Source organism: Streptomyces sp. NPDC045678, from assembly GCF_056432085.1.
The window spans coordinates 452,079-471,449 of record NZ_JBWKJS010000004.1 but is presented as its reverse complement, the minus strand read 5'-3'; the positions used below and the strand labels follow the sequence as shown (position 1 = coordinate 471,449).

The following is a 19,371-nucleotide window of genomic DNA, read 5'->3' as shown; positions in this document are numbered from 1 at the left end:
GTATATACCAACTACCTGCTCGGCCGACGCCGCCGACCAACCCCCGGAGCCCTCCCATGTCCGCCACCGCGGAACCCTCCCCCCGCCTGCGCGACGCCCTGCGCCACGTACTCCTCCACCTCGTCACGCCGCTGTTGATGTGCCTCGGCATGGGCCTGGCGTACATGGGCGCGTTCGTGACGCCCGAGCCGAACGACATGCCGGTCGCCGTCGTCGGGTCGGGTCAGCAGACCCAGGTCCTGGCGCAGCACATCAAGGACAAGGCGGGCGACGCTCTGGACGTGCGCACGCTCGCCGACCGCGAGCAGGCGGTCGACGCGCTCAAGTCCCTCGACATCGCGGGCGCCTACGTTCCCGACGCGAAGTCGCCCGAGCTGATCGTGGCCACCGCCGGATCCGACATGAGCGCCACGGCGGCCCAGAAGCTCTTCACGCCCGTCGCCGCGCGGCAGGGCCTGCCGCTGAAGGTCACCGACGTGGCGCCGCCCGTCGAGGACGACCCCACGGGCCAGGGCCTCTTCTTCCTGCTCGTCGCCGTGAGCATCGGCTCGTACGCCTCGGTCGCCGTGCTCGGCGCGGCGGGCGCCGGTCTGCGGATGCGGGCCAGGGCGGGCCTCGTCGTGGGCGTCTCCTTCGCCGTGAGCCTGATCGGCGCGGCGCTCGCCGGCCCGATCTTCCACCTGGTGCACCAGGGCCTGTGGGGCGTGTGGGCGATGGCCTGGCTGTACGCGGCAGGGATCCTCTTCATCGGCATCGGACTGCACACGTTCCTGAAGCGCTGGACGACGCTGGCGATGATGGTGCTCTTCGTGATGCTCAACTTCACGACGTCCGGCGGTTTGTTCAGGCCCGAGCTGCAGAACGGCTTCTTCGGCTCCCTGCACGCGTTCTGGAACGGCGCGGGCTTCGTCGAGGGCATCCGCAGCCACCTGTACTTCGGCGGCCACGGGCTTGGACAGCACGTGTGGACGCTGGCCGGCTGGCTGGTGCTCGGCCTGCTGACCGTCGGCGTCGCAGCCCTCTGCGAGCGAAGCCGACGGCCGGCGGCGACCCCCGCCGCCGCCGAGGCGCAGGAGGAGGAGATGGAGGAGTCGGTCGCGGTCTGACTCAGCGGCGGGCCGGCTGCTGACCGCGCGGGCAGGTGTAGTCCTCGGACGGCAGCTCGCCGGTCAGCAGATAGTCGTTGACCGCCTTGTCGGCGCAGGCGTTGGCGTAGCCGACGAACACGGCGTGGGTACGCACCGGGACGGTCACCAGCCTGGAACCGCGCATCGCCTTGTGCATGCCGAGACCCTGCTCGTACGTGGTGCGGGTGTCCCCCGTGGCCTGGATCTGGAGGGCCGGCAGATCGCTGGAGATCCTGGTGCTCGGCTCGTTCGGCTTCGCCTTCCACCAGCCGCACGGCATCGGCGCGTTGTGGAAGGGCCCGAACACCGGCTGCTTCGGCCGGGCCTCCTCGATGGCCTTCCGGTACCACTCGGCGTGACCCGGCGCGGTGGTGTCCGCACACAGGACGGCGAGGGTGGAGGCGTAGTCCCTTCCCGTCCCCGTCTCGTCCGGGCCCGTGCGGAACATGGCGGCGAGGAGTCCCGAGAGCCGCTCCGACGGCTCGGCGGGACGTCCCGCCGCGGCGTCGACGAGCAGCCGCAGCGTGCGCGCGTACTCGGCGTTGTCGACGTCGTCCGTACCGAGGAAGTAGAGGACGAACGGCAGCGTCTCGTGGTCGAGCCGGTCGCCGCCGACCTCGATCGGCCGCTGCGCCGCCCCGCGGACCAGCCCCTCGACGGTGGCCCGCACGGCGGCGGGCGTCTTCCCCAGGTGGTACTCGCCGTCGCGCGCCGCGGCCCAGCGCGCCAGGTCGTCGAGGGCCTTCTCGTTGGCCGGGCCCATGGCCTGGAACATCTTGAGGCCGTAGTCGCGGGGGTTCATGGCGCTGTCGAGGACGAGCCTGTCCACCTTGTCGGGGAACATCTGCGCGTAGACCGCGCCGAGGTAGGTGCCGTAGGACTGGCCGAACCAGGACGTCCTGCGCTCGCCGAGCGCGCCGCGTACGACGTCCACGTCCCGCGCGATGTTGCGGGTCGAGTAGTGGGCCAGCCGGTCGCCGTACTTCCTGTCGCACTTGCGCGCGTCGTCGGCCGACTTCTCCGCCACCCGGTCGAACGACGCCCGGTCGAAGCCCGCGCCGCGGAACCAGGAGAGGCTGTCGAGGCCGCAGTCGAGCGCCGAACTCTCGCCGAGGCCGCGGGTGTCCATCCCGATGACGTCGTACGCGGCCGCCACGCGCGCAGTCATCTTGGCCCGCAGCTGTGCGGGCATCCCGAGCCCGTGGCCGCCGGGTCCGCCCGGGTTGGTCTGGAGGATGCCGCGTCGCTCGCGGTCCGACCCGGTGGCCTTCATGCGCGAGACCGTGAGGGAGAGGGTGGGGCCCTTCGGCGCGGCGTAGTCGAGCGGAACGGTGACCTTCGCGCACCGCGTGCCGGTCCTGTTCAGCTCGGGGTCCTTGCAAGGGCCCCAGTGGAGGCGCTGCTGATAGAAGCGGTCGAGTCCCTTCAGGGCGGTGGTGTACGCGGCGGTGTCGGACGACGCGTTCGTTTTCACCTTCGCGTGCGTCGTCGTCACCGTCGCCGTCGTCGTCGCCTTCGTCGTCGCCTTCGTCGTCGGGGAGTCGGCCACGCTCGACGCGCAGGCCGTGCCCGCGGCGGCCAGGGCGAGGGTGGCGGCGACGGCGGACAGGGTGGTGCGGGGTGCGGTGTTCATATGCGTCCTTGCTGTTCTTGCCGTGCGAAAGGGGCCGAGGTGGTCGCGTACTGCTGCTGGTGCACGGAGTGGTGGTGCTGCTGCTCGGGCGTCCGGCGTGACCTGCGGGGCCACCACAGTCCGCGGCCGAGGATCGCGGCCAGCGCGGGCACCAGGACGAGGGAGAGCACGAGCGAGGAGAGGATGATGCCGAGGCCCGTGGCGAAGCCGATCTCCTGCGTGGCGGGGCTCGCGGCGAGGCTGGCGAAGGACCCGGCGAGCACGATTCCGGCCGTGGCGATGGCGGGCGCGGTGTGCCGCACCGCCTCGGCCACCGCGTGCCGGGCCGTTACCGGCTTCTCCATCTCCTCCCTGATCCGGTCGGTGATCAGGATGTTGTAATCGGTGCCGAGGGCGACGACGAAGAGGAACAGCACGAGGGGCAGGGTGAACGACACGCCGGGCCGGTCGAGCCCGTGCTGGAAGAGCAGGGTGCTCGCGCCGAGCGTGGCCACGAACCCGAGCCCCACGGCGATCATCAGGACGATCGGCGCGAGCAGGGAGCGCAGCAGCAGGAAGAGGATGACGGCGATCAGCAGGGCGGCGACCGGGAACACCAGGCGCAGGTCCTTCTCCACGGCCGTCGCGATGTCGGCGAAGACGGCCGCCGTCCCCGTGACGTACGCCTTGGTGCCCTCGGGGGCCGTGCGCGCCGCCGTCTCCCTGACCGGCCCCGAGACCAGGTCGCGGGCCTTCTGCGTGTCGGACTCGACGCTCAGGAAGAGGTCGACCCGCGCGGCCGTGCGGTCCTTGCTCAGGACCGGCCTGCCGACTTCGCCGACGCCCTCGGCCTTGGCGAGGGACCGGGTCATGCCGCTGAGTGAACTCGCCTCGATGGCGGTGCCGTTGGTGCTCCGTACGTAGACGCTGTGCGGGTCGGAGACTCCGGCGGGGAGGCTGCGGGAGATCTGTTCGGCGGTCCTCACGGCGGCGGTCTCGTGCAGGCCCTGCTGGTCGTAGCTCATCTTGATGCCGACCGCTCCGGCGCCGAGCGCGCCGAGCAGCACCAGGCTGCCGAGGGCGTACCGCAGCGGGCGGCTGCTCACCGCGTGGCCCAGTCGGGCGGCGATCCCGTCGGTGCGCTCCTTCTTCCAGGCGCGGGCGGGCCAGAACATGCGGCGTCCGAACAGGGCGAGGAGAGCGGGCATGAGGGTGAGGCTCGCGAGGAGCATCACGAGTACGGAGATCGCGATCGCGGGCCCGAGGACCCGGAACTGGCCGAAGCTCGCGAGGCCCAGCGTCGCGAAGGCCGCCACGATGGTGAGGGCCGCGGACGTGATCGCGCCGCCCACCCGACCGGTCGTCTCGGCCGCGGCGTCCCGGGCGTTCTGCTCGGGCCGGTTCCGCAGCTGCTCCCGGAACCGGAACATCAGGAAAAGGAAATAGTCGATGCCGATTCCCAGGAGTACGACACCGATCAGGGAGGGCGTGGACGCGTCGAGGTCGATGCCGAAGAGCTTCGCCGCGCCGACCACGGCCCCCGAGGCGACACCGCCGATCAGGGCCACCGCGATCAGCGGCACGATCGCGGCCGCCACGCTGCGGAACACCAGCACGTTCAGGAGGACGATGAGGCCCATCGTCAGGCCGGAGACGACTTTCCCGGTGGTTTCCTCGGCGTCCGCGTTGTCCACGACCGAGGCGATTCCGCCGGTGAATCCGACGCGCAGGTCCGCCTTCGCGAATGCGTCCTCCGCGTGGTCGCGGAATTCCTTGTAGACGTCCTGCAACCCGGGGTCGTTCGGATTTCCGTCGAGTGACACCGTGAGGAGCCGGAAACTCCTGTCCGGTGCGACGGCACCCGGCGACACCCGCGGCGTCTGGGAGTGGTCCTTCATCAGAGGCTCGGGCTTCGGTCCGACGACCCGTTCCCGGCCCAGGTCGGCCGTCGCGCCGGCGATGTGCCGCTGGTCGGCGGAGGTGAGTTTCCCGCCGTCGTCCCTGGCGACCAGCACGGTCAGCGCGTTGGGGTCGGGCTTGCTGCCGAAGTCCTCCTCCGCGATGCGCAGCGCCACGGCCGAGTCGTACTTCTTGGGCAGGAAGTCGCCGGCCTGGGAGTCGGTGACGTCGTACATCATGGCGCCGCCCACGAACGAGAGCGCCGTCCCGAGAACGGTCCATAGGACGACCGTCATCCATCGATGCCGGGTGGAGAAGGAGGTCAGCTTGCGGATCATGCCAAAAGGTCATCACGCGGGGCCTCTTGAGCACGTCGGCCGTCGGAAGGGGACGCACCCGGGACCCGGGTCCGGCGTTCCGCCGCACCCAGTACCGGAGTACTGGGCACAAGAACCGCCCCCGCGCCGATCCGCCGCCCGCCGGACCGGGATGTAATGGTGCGGAAAAGAGACGACCCGGACCGGCCGGATCGATGAGTTCATGTGCGGAGGCGCCCGGATGGGACGCGACTTCTTCCCTCCGGTACCGCCCGTGGAGAGCGCACGGCCGACGCCGGGCGACGTGGTGGTCGCCGTCGTCGCGGTGACGCTCGACGTACTGGCCCATATCGCCCCCGGCGAGGAGGGCCCGAGCGCACGCGTCACGGTTGTGGGCGTCCTGCTGATCTGCGTCGCCGTGGTCCCGCTGCTCTTCCGGCGCCATCGCCCGCTGCCCGTGCTCGGCGCGGTCCTCGCCGTACAGATGGCCGTCAACCTGAGCCTCGTCGTGGACCCGGGCGAGCCGACGTCGAACAGCTATGGCGGCGCGGTCGCGGTGGCCCTCTACACCGTCGCGCGGTACAGCGACCGTCGGGCCGTGGCCCTCTCCGTCGTCGCCACCGCGCCCGTGCAGATCGTGCGGTACGTGAACAACGAACTGCCCTTGGCGATGGGCATCGTCGACGTACTGGTCACGCCCTGCCTCCTCGTCGCCATAGCCCTGGCCGTGCGGCAGTGGAAGCGGCAGCTGGACATCAACCGGAAGCTGCTCGCCGACCGGGCGGTGACCGAGGAGCGGCGCCGCATCGCGCGGGAGCTCCACGACATCGTCGCCCACCACGTCACCACCATGTACCTGATGTCCGGCGGGGCCAGGTCGACCATGGACCGCGATCCGGAGACGGCCCGCGAGGCGCTGGTGACGCTGGAGGAGTCGGGCCGCACGGCCCTGCACGAGATGCGGCAGCTCCTCGGTGTCCTGCGCAGCGCCGAGGGCCCGGAGGAGACGCCGTCGGAGCCGCAGCCCGGGGTGAACGACATCGAGCGGCTCGTCGCCGACTCGGTCGCGGCGGGTCTGCCGGTCGAACTGCACGTCACCGGGCGGCCCCGGCCGCTGCCGATGACCGTCGGCCTCACGCTCTACCGCATTGTCCAGGAGGCGCTGACCAACACCCGCAAGCACGCGGGGCCCGCCCGCGCGACGGTGCGGATCGGCTACCTCCCGGACCGGGTCACCGTCGAGGTCACCGACGACGGCGCCGTCGGCGGGAACCGGGGCACGAACCGAACCGGCGGCGGATACGGTCTCCTCGGCATGCGGGAACGCGTCGCCCTGCACGACGGCTCCCTGCACGTCGGCACCCGTGCGGAGGGCGGCTTCGCGGTGACCGCGGAAGTTCCGCTGCCCGCGGACACGTACGACGAGCACGTGAAGCACGTAAAGCACGAGACGGATGAGACGGACGAGACGGACGAGATGGCCGACGCGAAGAGCGCGAAGAACCAGAAGAACGAGAAGGACGGGACGACCCGATGACCTCTGCCAGCACGCCCGAGCCCGCTCCCGAGCAGGGCGGCGAGGCCGGCCGGATCACCGTGCTCATCGCGGACGACCAGCCCCTCGTACGCCGTGGTCTGTCCCTGATCCTGCGCTCGGACCCCGCCATCGAGGTCATCGGCGAGGTGGACGACGGCGAGCAGGCCGTCGCGGCGGCCCACGAACTCCGCCCGGACGTCGTCCTGATGGACATCCGCATGCCGGTGCTCGACGGGGTCAGGGCCACCGAGCGCCTGAGCGCCGAGCTGCCCCGGTGCCGGGTCCTCGCGCTCAGCACCTTCGACATGGACGAGCACGTGGTCGGTGCCCTGCGGGCGGGCGCGTCGGGGTTCCTGCCCAAGGACGTCTCCCCGGAGGAGCTGGTGGCCGCGCTGCGCACCGTCCACCGCGGCGAGGCCGTCGTCGCCCCGCGGCTGCTCACCCGGCTGCTCGCCACGTTCGTGGCCCCGGCCCCGGTGCCGGCCCCGCCCGGCGCGGACCTCTCCGGGCTCACGCCGCGCGAGGTGGAGGTGCTGCGTCTGATCGCCGCGGGCCTCGACAACGCCGAGATCGCAGAGCGGATGGCGATCGGCGTCCAGACCGTGAAGAACCACGCCACCGGCATCTTCGCCAAGCTCGGCGTCCGCGACCGCGCGCAGGCGGTCATCGCGGCGTACGAGTCGGGTCTCGTGCGGGCGGGACGGTCCGGCGCGGGTCTGTAGCAGACCCCCGGCGCCGCGGCACCGCTAGCGCTGGTACCGCGCCAGCACCAGGTTCCCGTCCTTCACCAGGCGCTTCTTCAGCTCGTCGAGGTCGATCGCCCCGCTGTAGTACTCCTGGAGCGCCGGGGTCGCGACCTTGTCCTTCCACTCGGGGTAGCCGCGCACGGACTGGGCGGGTGCCGGGCGCAGGTTCTCGGAGAGGGCCGTGCCCGCGGACCAGCCGTTCTTCTCCGTGCGCAGGGCGGGGTCCTTGAGCGCTTCCTCGCCGGTCGGCAGCATCCAGTCGCCACGCGCGAGCTTCACCATGTTGTCGGGCCGGAGGAAGAAGTCGATGAATTCCGCCGCCTCCTTCTTGTGGGCGCTGTCCTCGGAGACGGACAGGGTCTGCGGGCTGACGCCCTGCGCGAGCCCTTCCTCGCCTGCCGGTGCGGGCAACACCTGCCACTCGAAGTCCTTCGGCGCCTGCTGGACGATCTGCTGGCGGTACGAGAAGCCGAGCGGGACCATCGCGTACTTGCCGCCGAAGAAGCCGGGCAGGGTGTCGGAGCCGCCCATGCCGAGGGTCGTGCTCGATGCGCTCTTGTCGACGTTGACCTGGTCGTGGACCGTGCGCGGCATGACCTGGTCGGGCGCGTCGAAGCGGACGTCGACCTTGCCGTCCGCGCCCCGGTGGAACATCTTCCCGCCGGTCGACAGGGAGAGGTTGAGCGTGGCGGAGACCGGCTCCTTCAGCGGCCAGGCCGCTCCGTACTTCCCGTCCGTGCCGTCGCCGAGCTGCTTGGTGATCTTCCGGAACTCGGGCCAGCTCCACGGCTTCCCGGGCGTCGGAACGCGCACTCCGGACTTCTTCAGCCACTTCGCGTTGGCGATCAGGACGCGCGGTTCTTGCAGGAACGGCACTCCGTAGACCTTGCCGTCGAAGGTCGCCGTCTCCCAGCTGCGCTTGGGGATGTCCGCCTTGAGGCGCTCGGGGAGCAGGTCGCCGATGTCCGCGAGATACCCGCCGTACGCGAAGTCGGCGAGGTCGTCCGACGCGTCGTGGATGATGTCCGGCGCCTCGCCGCCCTCGAAGGAGGTGAGCAGCTGGTCGTGGACGCTGTCCCAACTGCCCTGGATGTACTCGACCTTGACGTCGGGGTGGGTGGCGTTCCACTCCTCGACGAGCGCCTTGTTGGCGTCGACGGACTCCTTCTGCCAGGCCAGGGACTGGAACTGGAGGGTGATCTTCCCGTCGTCGTCCCCCGAGTCGCCGCTGCATCCGGAGAGCAGCAGCGCGAGTGCGGCCACGGCGGCGGACAGGCGCGATGCCGTGCGGGGTGCCATGCGGGGTGCCGTGCGCATCAGGCCTTCACCGCCCCCGCCAGCATGCCGCCGGTGATCCGCTTCTGGATGATCGCGAAGATGACGAGCGAGGGGATGGTCGCGAGGAACGCCGCCGCCGCGAGCGGGCCGAGATCGGCGACGCCCTCCGTACCGATGAAGCGGTTGAGGATGACCGGCAACGTCTGCTTCTCCGGGGCCTTGAGCAGGACGAGCGCGAAGAAGAACTCATTCCATGCGGTGATGAAGGCGAACATCGCGGTGGCGACGATGCCGGGGGCGAGCAGCGGCGCGACGACCGAGACGAAGGTGCGCACCTTGCTCGCGCCGTCCACCGCGGCGGCCTCCTCCAGCTCGGTGGGGACCGCGCGGACGTACCCGACGAGCATCCACAGCGCGAACGGCAGCGACCACACCACGTAGACCATGATCAGGCCGACGAGCGAGTTGATCAGGTGCAGGTTCTTCAGGATCAGGAACAGCGGGATGATGATCAGGACGAACGGGAACGCCTGGCTGATGACCACCCAGCCCGTGGCGGCCTTCGCGACGCGGTTGCGGTGCCTGGCCATGACGTACGCCATGGGTGTCGCGATGACGACCGCGATCAGGGCCGCGCTGAGCGCCGCGATCAGGGAGTTGCCCGCGGCCCGCAGGAGCGGCTGCTCGTCGAAGGCCTGGCGGAAGTTCTCCAGGGTCGGGTCCTTGGGGATCCAGGTGGGGTGCAGGCTGCCCAGCTCCCGAGCGGGCTTGAAGGCCGTGGAGATCAGCCAGAGGAACGGGAAGGCGAGGAAGACCAGGTAGGCGGCGAGTGCCACGTACTGTGCGGCGCGCGCCGGCTTCGTCGTGCGCATCATGCCTCGTCGCCTCCCTTCAGTCGGCCCACGAGGTGGACGGCGAGGATGACGGAGATCACCGCGACCATCACGCAGCCCATGGCCGCCGCGTAGCCGAACTGGCCGTAGCGGAACGCTTCTTCGTAGGCGAACAGCATGGGGAGGCGGGTGCGGCCGCCGGGGCCGCCCTGCGTGAGGACGTAGACCAGGGCGAACGAGTTGAAGTTCCAGATGAAGTTCAGCGCCGTGATGGCGAGGGCGATCGGTTTGATCGCCGGCCAGGTGACGGTGCGGAAGCGGCGCCAGGCGCCCGCGCCGTCCACCGCGGCGGCCTCGTGCAGTTCGCGCGGGGTGTTCTGCAGTCCGGCGAGCAGCGCGACGGTGGTCTGCGGCAGGCCGGCCCAGACGCCGACGACGATGACGGCGAAGAGCGCGGTGGCCGTGCCGGTCAGCCAGTCCTTGCCGTCCCCGAGGCCGAGGGTGGAGAGCGTTTCGTTGAGCACGCCCGCGTCCGGGTGGTAGACGAGCCGCCACATGATGCCGACGACGACCTCGGGCATCGCCCACGGGATGATCGCCAGCGCCCGTGCGAGCCAGCGCATCCGCAGCGGCTGGTTGAGCAGGAGGGCGAGGCCGAGCGCGAGGAAGAACTGCGGCACGGTGACGCCGAACGCCCAGAGCAGGCCGATACGGAACGAGTCCCAGAACAGCGTGTCGTGCAGCAGGTCCTGGAAGTTGAGGGCGCCGACCCACTGGGTGGGTTCGGTGCGGCCCGACTGGGAGTCGGTGAAGGCCAGCGCGATGCCGTAGAGGAGCGGGCCGACGCTGAGGACGAGGATCGGGATGAGGGCGGGCAGCACGAGGAACCACGCGCCGTGGTCCGCGACTCCGCGTCCCGGCTTCCCTCTCGCTGACCGCTTCGTCGCGGTCGCCAATGTCACGGGATCGGCTCCTTCGGGCGGCTCGTGCGGGTCCGGCCGCCCCGGCGGCCTCCGTCATCGTGCTGATGTGACCTTGTTACGTCAAGCAGCTGCGCGCCCTCGCACACCGGTTGGCCTGTGCGAATGCGAGACTGTCCGGCGAACGGGGCAACAGGTGCGGGAGGCACGGGATGGACGAGGCGCGGGCACGGGACGTACTGGACGCGGCGGATCTGCCGGTTCCGGCGGGCGGGGCCCGGCTGCTCGCGCTCGGCGAGAACGCGGTGTTCGCCGCCGGCGAGCTGGTCGTCAAGGTCGGCCGCGCCGCCCCCGAGCTCCTCGCCAGGGCGCGGCGCGAGACGGCCGTCGCCCGCTGGCTGGAGCAGGCGGGCGTCCCCGCCGTGCGGGCCGCCGAGCCCGAGGCGCGGCTGCTGGACGGCCATCCGGTGACGCTCTGGCACCGGCTGCCGGAGGCGGTGCGCCCCGCGGAGCCGCGCGACCTCGCCGCGTTGATCCGTCGCGTGCACGATCTGGAATCCCCCTCCTTCGACCTCCCCCGCCGTGAACTGCTCGGTGGCGTGGAGCGGTGGCTGCGGCTCGCGGGTGACGCGGTCGATCCGGCCGACGCGGACTATCTGCGCGAGCGCAGGGACGGGTTCGCGGCGGCCGCGGCGGCGCTGACGCCCCGTCTCGCGCCGGGGCCGATCCACGGGGACGCGCTGCCCCGCAACGTCCTGGTCGGTCCGGACGGTCCTGTGCTCGTGGACCTGGAGACCTTCTCCTTCGATCTGCGGGAGCACGACCTGGTCGTGATGGCGCTCTCCCGCGACCGGTACGGGTTGGCGCCCGAGGCGTACGACGGGTTCGTGTCGACGTACGGCTGGGACGTGCGGGAGTGGGAGGGGTGCGCCGTGCTGCGGGGCGCGCGGGAGACGGCCAGCTGCGCGTGGGTCGCGCAGCACGCGCCGTCCAACCCGAAGGCTCTCGTCGAGTTCCGCAGGCGGGTGGCGTCGCTCAGGGACGGGGACGCGGAAGTCCGCTGGTACCCCTTCTGAGCAGCTGCCCGCACCCCTTCCGAGCGGCCTTGCCCGCCCCCCAGGGTCGCCCGCCGAGCGGTCAGCCCTCCGCGCGGAGGGGCCACACCCCGTCCACGACCGCGTCCGCGTTGCCCTTCTTGCGCAGGAAGTTCTGGAAGTCCGCCGCCCATTGCGCGTACCACTCGATCTGGCTGCGGTGCAGGTCCGCGGGGCCGAGGGACGCGACCTTCGGGTGGCGGTCGGCTATCGCGCAGGCGAGGCGGGCGGCGGCCTGGGCATCGGCCGCGGCGTCGTGCGCGGACTCCAGCCGCACCCCGTACTCCGTGCAGACCGCCTCGAGGTTCCGCTTGCCCCTGCGGTAACGGTCGACGGAGCGGTCGATCGTGTACGGGTCGATCACCGGGCCGGGAGCGATGCCGCCGAGCCGGTCGCGCAGGGACCGCAGGCCGTGCCTGCGGAGCTCCGCGGAGAGCAGGCTCAGGTCGAAGACCGCGTTGTACGCGACGACCGGGACGCCCGACAGCCAGTACGACGTGAGGACGTCGGCGAGCGCGTCCGCGACCTCGGCGGCGGGCCTGCCCTCGGCAGCCGCCCGTTCGTCGGTGATGCCGTGCACGGCCACCGCGTCCGCCGGGATCGGAACTCCCGGGTCCGCGAGCCAGGTGCGGCGACCCAGCGTCTCGCCTGCCTTGACCTCGATGACCGCGCCGGTGACGATGCGCGCCTCGTTCGGATCCGTCCCTGTCGTCTCCAGGTCGAAACCGATCAGCAGCTCCTGGTGCCAGCCCATGGCCGCCCCCTTCTTCGTGGTGCTTTCCCCCAGTGACCACCACGATCCCATGCGCCACTGACAATCCGAGGGGCGCATTCCACTTCGCCGTCCTCGCCGATGGCCCGCCGCCTCAGGAGACCGGGCGCGAGTCCGCCCAGGCCACCTCGAACTCTTCGCGGTATGTGGCGAAAAGACCGCCCTCGCCCGGATCGCCCGACTTGACCACCCGGCTGCCGCCCCGCAGCACGAGCACCGGCGCCTCCATCCCGCGGGTCCTGCGCAGATACGACTGGACGACACCGATGCCGTCCGCCCCGTCCCCGTCGACCAGGTAGGCGGTGAAGCGCGGCGTCTCGTCGAACACCTGGATCGCGAAGGCGCCCGGGTCCTTGAGCCGCGCCCTGACCCGGCGCATGTGCAGGATGTTCATCTCGACGGACCGGCTCAACTCACCCTTCTTTATCCCCAGTTCGCGCTCCCGGCGCTTCACGGCGCTGCTGGCCGGGTTGAGGAAGAGCAGCCGCGTCCGGCACCCGGACTCGGCGAGCCTGACCAGGCGCCGCCCGGAGAAGTTCTGCACGAGGAGGTTGAGCCCTATCCCGATGGCGTCGAGCCGGCGGGCGCCGCCGAACATGTCCTCCGCGGGGAACCGGCGCAGGAGCCGCACCCGGTCCGAGTGCACCGCCACCACGTCCGCGTACCGGTCGCCGACCAGGTCCTCGACGGCGTCGACGGGCAGGCGCCGCGCTGAGGGCGTGTCCGTGCCCGAGCCCAGTATGTCCAGGAGACGGGCGGAGGCGCGCTCGGCCTGGGCGAGGACCGTCTCGGAGAGGGCGCGGTTGCGGGAGACGACGTTCCGGGTGACCTCCAGCTCGTCGAGGGCTAGCTCGACGTCGCGCCGGTCGTCGAAGTACGGCTCGAAGCACGGCCAGTGCTGCACCATCAGCTCGCGCAGCTGCGGCAGCGTCAGGAAGCTGAGGACGTTGTCGTCGGCGGGATCGAGCAGATAGCCCTTGCGGCGGCTCACCTCGCGCACGGCGACGGCCCGCTGCACCCACTCCTGCCCGGCCGGGCCCGCCGCGGCGACGACCCAGTCGTCGGCGTGGACGGGTTCGTAGACGGGACGCAGAACAGCGGCCACGACCGCGCGCAGCCGCTGCTCCACCAGGTTCAGCCAGATGTAGGCCCGTCCCGCGCGTTGCGCGCGCGTACGGACCTCGCGCCAGGCGTCGGCGTCCCAGTCCAGTTCCGGTCCGATCTGAGATCCCATCTCCATCGGCCGAGCCAGGGACACCGCTCCAGGGGGTACGTCCGCGGAGCTCCCCTCGTGACCCTCGTCACCAGGGGGCAGCTCCCGCCCGCCCGAGCTCACCCGCGCACCGCCTTCCGCTCCCGCGAACACTCCCCCGGTCAACGATCAAGGAAGGGTACTCCGGGAGCGGCGGGCGGTGCAGCCCGATGGCCCGGGCAGTTTCTCAACCGCCCAGCGGCGGCTGGCCGTTCTGGTTGGCGAGTTCCTGCGGAGTGAGCGGGCTCATAGCGGTGACGTCACGCGCGGCCAGCGAGAAGCCCTGCCAGTGGACCGGCATCGGCTGCTGGTCCTCGTCACGCGCGATGTGGTGGAAGCCGACGTGGACCCAGGTGACCGGGTGGTCCATGGCCTGGCCGTTCACCCACTTGTCGACGCTGTCCGGGGTGCCGGTGGGGCAGCCCGGGTTGTTGCTCGCGTACTGCTCGCACTTCTTGTACTGGGTGAAGTACACGTCGTGCTTGGTGAACTCGCGTCCCGCGTGCTTGGTGCTGGGGCCGGGCACGATCTCGTACGAGCGCGGGTGGCCGTCCTTGTTCTTGCCGGTGTTGCTGACCACACGCCACCAGCGCATGTCCTTGCGGTCACCGGCGAGCTCCTTGGTGACCTTGGTGCGGGTGGTCTTCGTGGTGGGGCTGCCGTCGCCGGTGGGCGGGGTGACCTTGGAGTCGTACTGCTCGACCTTGGCCTTCGGGGAACCGTCCAGGCCGAAGTTGAGGCGCCAGAAGACGTTGTGGGCGTGGCTCTCGGCCTTGGCCTGGTCGCCCTTGCCGATCGGCCAGCCGCGGCTGTCGCCGCCGTCGTAGTCGTACGGCGAGAGGCTGCCGGTGGCGCCGACGTTGGAGGTGATGGTGCCGTCCGAGGAGAAGCGCCACTCCGTTATGTACTCGTACCAAGAGGCCTTGTTCACCGTGTACACGAGCAGGTCCTTGCCCTGGCCCGTGTAGGTCTTGCCGGTGCCGCCGGTGCTCGCGTCGTCGTTGAGGCGGTACGCGTGCCCACGCGCGCGCGTGGTGGCGCACAGGCCCTTCACGTCGCCGCGGTGCGGGACCTTGACGGTCTTGATGGTGCCGCCGGGGCACTCGCCGGGGTTGAGGTTCTGCAGGGCCTGGCCGAAGTCGGTGCCGGTGACGTCGTCGTACTCGGCCTGGCCGTCGTCGTAGGGGACGTGGACCTGGGCGAGCCGGGCGCTGGTGAGGACCGGGATCGGCTTCGCCTCGCCCTTCGGCTGGTAGCTGATCTTGTCGAGGATCAGGCCGGAGAGCGTGTTGTAGTGCCAGCACATGCGCCAGGTCGTGCCGCCGTCGACGGTCTGCTCGATCTTGTACGCGTCGCTGCAGTCGGCCGCGGCCGCGGCCGGTGCCTGCGGGGCCGCGGATGCGGGTCCGGCGACGGTGACGGCGCCGCCGACGAGCGCGGAGACCGCGAGGGCCATCGTGGCCCTCTTTCGGGCGCGCGAAAGTCTGTTGACGTGCATGGTGAAGTGGACTCCCTCGTCCGAGGAGAAGGTGGCGTGTGGTGTCGTGAGCGGGTGGCCGGAATCAGCCGAGGCGGCCCACCGTGCGGGTGCTCAGGTCGACGACGAGGGCCCTGGTGTCGATCCACGGACCGCTCTTGACCTTGGTGACGACCTGCAGGCACCGGTTCTTGCCGCACTCGCCGAGGCTGGACGGCACGCGCTTCACCGTCTCCTTGCGGAAGACCATGCCGCTCAGCTGCAGCTGGTCGGGGCTGGTGAGCGCCTTGCCCGTGGCGTGCTTGAAGTCCTTCTTCAGGCCGTTGCCGAGCGGGTCGGCGATCAGCAGCCTGGCGCCCTCGGCCAGCTCTTCCTGGCTGGGCGGCGGCTGCACGTTCCTGGTGGTGACCGTGTCGGCCACCTTGCCGGTCTCCAGGTTGACCGTCTTCGTGATGACGGTGTCCTTTTTGTAGTCGTAGTACACGACTTCGGCGCTGCGCGGTGCGTCGCCGCCGTTCGGGTCCGGCTCGCTGAGGTTGGTGGACAGCAGCTGCGGTCCGCGGTCCCCCTCGACGTCCCGGGCGCTGGAGCGCATCTGGCCCGACACCGAGGCCTTCTCGGCCCGCTCGATCTCTTCGTCGGTCAGCGGATCGCTGCCGACTCCCTTCGCGCCTTCCTCGGGCGCCGCTTCCACGACGCCGTCCTTCGCCACGGCGTCCTGCTCCGCCGCCGCCGCGTTGGCCTGGCGGTCCCCCGACCCGCCCGCCTCGGACCCCGACAGATTGACGCCCACCAGCACTGCTGCCGCGGCGACCGCGACCGTCGTGCCGGCCACCACCTTCCCCAGGTGGCGTCTGACTATCTCTCGCACTACTCCCCCTACTCCCCTGGCGCCCCATTCATGGGCATGCCGAGTATGTGGTCAGACGGTTAGACGGGTACAACTCCTGGGTGGTTGCCCCACTTTTGGGCACACTCTGGCCGAAGTGGCCCCAAGTCGAGGGGGCGTGAGTGGAAGAGTCGTATACATGCAGGTCTGGCCTGGGCAGGCGTATCCCTTAGGTGCCACGTACGACGGAGCGGGCACGAATTTCGCGGTCTTCTCCGAGGCCGCAGAGCGAGTGGAGCTGTGTCTGCTGCACGACGACGGTTCGGAGACCGCCGTCGAGCTGCGCGAGTCCGACGCGTTCGTGCGGCACGCGTACCTGCCCGGCATCATGCCGGGCCAGCGGTACGGCTTCCGGGCGCACGGCCCCTACGCACCGGAGCAGGGGCACCGGTGCAACTCCGCCAAGCTGCTCCTCGATCCGTACGCGCGCGCGGTGAGTGGGCGCATCGACTGGGGAGAGGAGGTGTACGGCTACCACTTCGACGATCCCGACGAGCGCAACGACATGGACTCGGCGCCCCACATGATGACGTCGGTCGTGGTCAACCCCTACTTCGACTGGGGCGACGACCGGCCCCCGCGCACCCCGTACCACGAAACGGTGCTCTACGAAGCCCACGTCAAGGGCCTGACCATGCTGCATCCGGACCTTCCGGAGGAGCTCCGCGGCTCGTACGCGGCACTGGCGCACCCGGCGATCATCGAGCACCTCACCGGCCTCGGCGTCACCGCCCTGGAGCTGATGCCGGTCCACCAGTTCGTGAACGACCACCGTCTGGTCGACATGGGCCTGAACAATTACTGGGGCTACAACACCATCGGCTTCTTCGCCCCGCACAACGCGTACGCCTCCTGGGGCGACCGCGGTGAGCAGGTCCTGGAGTTCAAGCAGGCCGTGAAGGCGCTCCACGAGGCGAACATCGAGGTGATCCTCGACGTCGTCTACAACCACACCGCCGAGGGCAACCACCTGGGCCCGACGCTCTCCTACAAGGGCCTCGACAACGCCTCGTACTACCGCCTCACCGACAACCCCCGCTACTACATGGACACCACGGGGACCGGCAACTCGCTCCTGATGCGCTCGCCGCACGTACTCCAGATGATCATGGATTCGCTGCGGCACTGGGTCACGGACATGCATGTGGACGGGTTCCGCTTCGACCTCGCGGCGACGCTGGCGCGCCAGTTCCACGAGGTGGACCGGCTGTCGTCCTTCTTCGACCTCGTACAGCAGGACCCGGTGGTCAGTCAGGTCAAGCTGATCGCCGAGCCCTGGGACGTCGGCGAGGGCGGCTACCAGGTGGGCAACTTCCCGCCCCTGTGGACCGAGTGGAACGGCATGTACCGGGACACGGTGCGCGATCTGTGGCGCGGCGAACAGCGCACCCTCGCGGAGTTCGCGTCCCGCCTCACCGGCTCGTCCGACCTCTACCAGGACGACGGGCGGCGCCCGCTCGCGTCCATCAACTTCACCACCTGTCACGACGGCTTCACCCTGCACGACCTCGTCTCGTACAACGAGAAGCACAACCATGCCAACGGCGAGCACAACCGGGACGGCGAGAGCCACAACCGCTCCTGGAACTGCGGCGTCGAGGGCGAGACGGATGATCCGGACATTCTGGCGCTGCGGGCGCGGCAGATGCGGAACTTCACGGCCACGCTGATGCTCTCCCAGGGCGTGCCGATGCTCAGCCACGGCGACGAGTTCGCGCGCACGCAGTCCGGCAACAACAACGCGTACTGCCAGGACAACGACCTGGCGTGGGTGCGATGGCCGGACGGCGAGAACTCGCTGCTCACCTTCACCCGGACGATGGCGATGCTCCGGCGCGACCATCCGGTCTTCCGCAGGCGCCGGTTCTTCCACGGCAGGCCGGTCCAGGGCACGCACGACGAGCTGTCCGACATCGCCTGGTTCACCCCGGAGGGCGACGAGATGGAGCAGCCGGACTGGGACTCGTCGCAGGCTCGGGCGCTCAGCGTGTTCCTGAACGGCAACGCCATCTCGGAGCCGGGGCCGCGCGGGGAGCGGATCTCCGACGACTCGTTCCTGCTGCTGTTCAACGCCTCCCCGGAGGCGACCGAGTTCGTGGTCCCGGTCAATCACGGCCACCAGTGGCAGCTCGTGATCGACACGGCGCGCGAGGACGGGGTGCCGCCGGGGCCGGGGCCGAAGGTGCGGGCGGGCGACCGGCTCACGCTGGCCGACCGGAGCCTCGCGGTGTTGCAGCGTCCGGCGTGACGGTGGCGGTGCGGGGCGCTCCAGCGGGGACGTCGGCGCGGGGCGGTTCCTGACGGTGGTGTGCCGGGTCGGGGCGGTGCGAGTCGGGGCGGTGCGGGTCGGGGCGGTGCGGGTCGGGGCGGGCGATCAGGGCGATCACGAACGCGACCGCCGCGGCCGCGCTGCCGAGGGTGAACGCCGCCCCCGCGCCGTGCGACTCCGCGAGGCGTCCCGCCACCGCGAGCGTCACCGCCTGGCCCCCGACGAACGCGCTCGCCGCGAACGTCATGCCCTCGGCGAGCCGCCGCGGCGGCACGGCGCGCTCGGTCAGCGCGAAGCCGGTGATGAGGTTCGGCGCGTAGATCGCGCCGAACAGAGTGACCACTACGTAGAGGCCCACCAGGCTGTCCGTCCACACCAGGGGCAGCGACAGGAGCGCGGCGGCGGCCGTCGCCACGCGCCAGCGCGCGACCAGCCCGAAGCGCTCGGGCAGCGCGGCCATGGAGAGGCCGACCACCGCGCTCATGACGCCCATCGCCGCGTACACGAGACCCGCCTGCCCGGGCCTGCCGAGCTCGTCGGTGAGCGCGGTGATGCCCGCGCCGCAGGCGCCGAGCAGCACCCCCAGGAACAGGAGCCCCACGCGCACCACGTACACGGAGCGCGGGAGGCGCGGGCGTCCGCCACGCGCGCGTGCGGGGTTTTCCGGGACCGCACCGGGTGTACGTCCCGTCGGGTGCAGGGCGAAGGCCGTGCCGCAGACGGCGACCAGGAGCGAGGCGAGGCCGAAGGCGTACGCCGGGTGTCCCGCGACGGAGGCGAGGCCCACCAGGGCGGGGCCGAGCACGAAGGACAGCTCGTCCATGGTGCTCTCCAGGGACAGCACGGTCCCGGCGAGCCGGTCGTCGCCGCCCTTGGCGCGGACCAGCGGGACGACACGGGCCCTCGCCAGCGGGCCGATGCCCGGGATCGTCGCGCCCGCCAGAACGCCGAGGGCGACGAGGGCCGGTGTGGGCAGGTCGGCGAGGGCGCCCAGGGTGTACGCCGCGATGGCCACGGCGTTGACGAGGGAGAAGACGAGGACCACGGAGCGCTGGCCGCGCCGGTCCGCGAGGCGCCCGACGAACGGGCCCAGGGTCACCTGGCCGAGCGCGAGCGCGCAGGCGACGATCCCGCCGGTGGCCAGCGATCCGCTGGTCTCGGTCACCAGCAGCACACTGCCGAACTGGATCATCGCCACGGGAAGTCTGCCGAGGAACGACACGACGGGGAGCGGTGTCCCCGTCATCCGGAGCACTGTGCGGTACGCGTCCCGTGTGTTCTCAGCCATCGTCCGACGCTAACGACGCCGTCGTCCCGACACGCATGAGTCGATGACACGAAAGCCTCCC

At 70.9% G+C, this 19,371-nt stretch carries 15 protein-coding genes; 5 read left to right on the top strand and 10 right to left on the bottom strand.

Translation table 11 applies throughout. The features are described from left to right. The first annotated feature begins 56 nt into the window (after positions 1-56). Positions 57-1,106, top strand: coding sequence for an ABC-2 transporter permease (locus tag AC07DO_RS16675; protein ID WP_479060262.1), 1,050 nt, complete (start codon positions 57-59; stop codon positions 1,104-1,106). Position 1,107: 1 nt separating this feature from the next. Here the strand turns inward: AC07DO_RS16675 and AC07DO_RS16670 are convergent, their stop codons facing one another. Together AC07DO_RS16670 and AC07DO_RS16665 are read right to left on the bottom strand one after the other, a co-directional pair. Then, positions 1,108-2,760, bottom strand: a complete 1,653-nt coding sequence (locus AC07DO_RS16670) for an alpha/beta hydrolase (RefSeq protein WP_479060260.1) — start codon at positions 2,758-2,760, stop codon at positions 1,108-1,110. Then, a complete protein-coding gene (locus AC07DO_RS16665; RefSeq protein WP_479060258.1) occupies positions 2,757-4,976 on the bottom strand; it encodes an MMPL family transporter in 2,220 nt (739 codons plus the stop codon). Before AC07DO_RS16665 ends, AC07DO_RS16670 begins: the two co-directional genes overlap by 4 nt. 220 nt (positions 4,977-5,196) lie before the next feature. Between AC07DO_RS16665 and AC07DO_RS16660 the strand changes: the two genes are divergently transcribed. Further along, a complete protein-coding gene (locus AC07DO_RS16660; RefSeq protein WP_479060256.1) occupies positions 5,197-6,492 on the top strand; it encodes a sensor histidine kinase in 1,296 nt (431 codons plus the stop codon). Next, the gene (locus tag AC07DO_RS16655; protein WP_479060254.1) at positions 6,489-7,214 is read left to right on the top strand and encodes a response regulator; all 726 of its coding nucleotides are present in this window, start codon (positions 6,489-6,491) and stop codon (positions 7,212-7,214) included. The genes AC07DO_RS16660 and AC07DO_RS16655 overlap by 4 nt, the downstream gene beginning before the upstream one ends. A 24-nt stretch (positions 7,215-7,238) precedes the next feature. Here the strand turns inward: AC07DO_RS16655 and AC07DO_RS16650 are convergent, their stop codons facing one another. From AC07DO_RS16650 to AC07DO_RS16640, 3 genes are read right to left on the bottom strand one after another with little or no spacing between them, the layout of a single operon-like run. Continuing rightward, a complete protein-coding gene (locus AC07DO_RS16650) occupies positions 7,239-8,537 on the bottom strand; it encodes an ABC transporter substrate-binding protein (RefSeq protein ID WP_479060716.1) in 1,299 nt (432 codons plus the stop codon). A gap of 17 nt (positions 8,538-8,554) precedes the next feature. Beyond that, on the bottom strand, positions 8,555-9,388 hold the full coding sequence (locus tag AC07DO_RS16645) for a carbohydrate ABC transporter permease (protein ID WP_479060715.1): 834 nt from the start codon (positions 9,386-9,388) through the stop codon (positions 8,555-8,557). Then, positions 9,388-10,311: a carbohydrate ABC transporter permease gene (locus AC07DO_RS16640; RefSeq protein ID WP_479060252.1), complete on the bottom strand. Its 924-nt coding sequence runs from the start codon at positions 10,309-10,311 to the stop codon at positions 9,388-9,390. Before AC07DO_RS16640 ends, AC07DO_RS16645 begins: the two co-directional genes overlap by 1 nt. A gap of 170 nt (positions 10,312-10,481) precedes the next feature. Between AC07DO_RS16640 and AC07DO_RS16635 the strand changes: the two genes are divergently transcribed. After that, positions 10,482-11,345 carry a phosphotransferase enzyme family protein gene (locus tag AC07DO_RS16635; protein WP_479060250.1) on the top strand — a complete coding sequence of 288 codons (864 nt, stop codon included), beginning with the start codon at positions 10,482-10,484 and terminating at the stop codon, positions 11,343-11,345. Between the two features lie 61 nt (positions 11,346-11,406). Here AC07DO_RS16635 and AC07DO_RS16630 read toward each other — a convergent pair whose 3' ends face one another. From AC07DO_RS16630 to AC07DO_RS16615, 4 genes are all read right to left on the bottom strand, one after another. Continuing rightward, complete coding sequence (locus AC07DO_RS16630) at positions 11,407-12,117, bottom strand: exonuclease domain-containing protein (RefSeq protein WP_479060248.1); 711 nt, start codon at positions 12,115-12,117, stop codon at positions 11,407-11,409. 112 nt (positions 12,118-12,229) lie between these two features. Continuing rightward, positions 12,230-13,471, bottom strand: a complete 1,242-nt coding sequence (locus AC07DO_RS16625) for an SAV2148 family HEPN domain-containing protein (protein WP_479060246.1) — start codon at positions 13,469-13,471, stop codon at positions 12,230-12,232. 103 nt (positions 13,472-13,574) lie between these two features. Next, positions 13,575-14,885, bottom strand: coding sequence for a copper amine oxidase (locus AC07DO_RS16620; RefSeq protein WP_479060244.1), 1,311 nt, complete (start codon positions 14,883-14,885; stop codon positions 13,575-13,577). A 64-nt stretch (positions 14,886-14,949) separates the two neighbouring features. Beyond that, complete coding sequence (locus tag AC07DO_RS16615) at positions 14,950-15,735, bottom strand: Tat pathway signal sequence domain protein (RefSeq protein ID WP_479060242.1); 786 nt, start codon at positions 15,733-15,735, stop codon at positions 14,950-14,952. A 157-nt stretch (positions 15,736-15,892) separates the two neighbouring features. Here AC07DO_RS16615 and glgX point away from each other — a divergent pair, with 157 nt between their 5' ends. Next, entirely contained in the window at positions 15,893-18,001 is a 2,109-nt protein-coding gene (gene glgX, locus AC07DO_RS16610) for a glycogen debranching protein GlgX (RefSeq protein WP_479060240.1), read from the top strand. Here the strand turns inward: glgX and AC07DO_RS16605 are convergent. Then, positions 17,955-19,310, bottom strand: coding sequence for an MFS transporter (locus AC07DO_RS16605; RefSeq protein ID WP_479060238.1), 1,356 nt, complete (start codon positions 19,308-19,310; stop codon positions 17,955-17,957). The genes glgX and AC07DO_RS16605 overlap by 47 nt on opposite strands. Positions 19,311-19,371 lie beyond the last annotated feature (61 nt).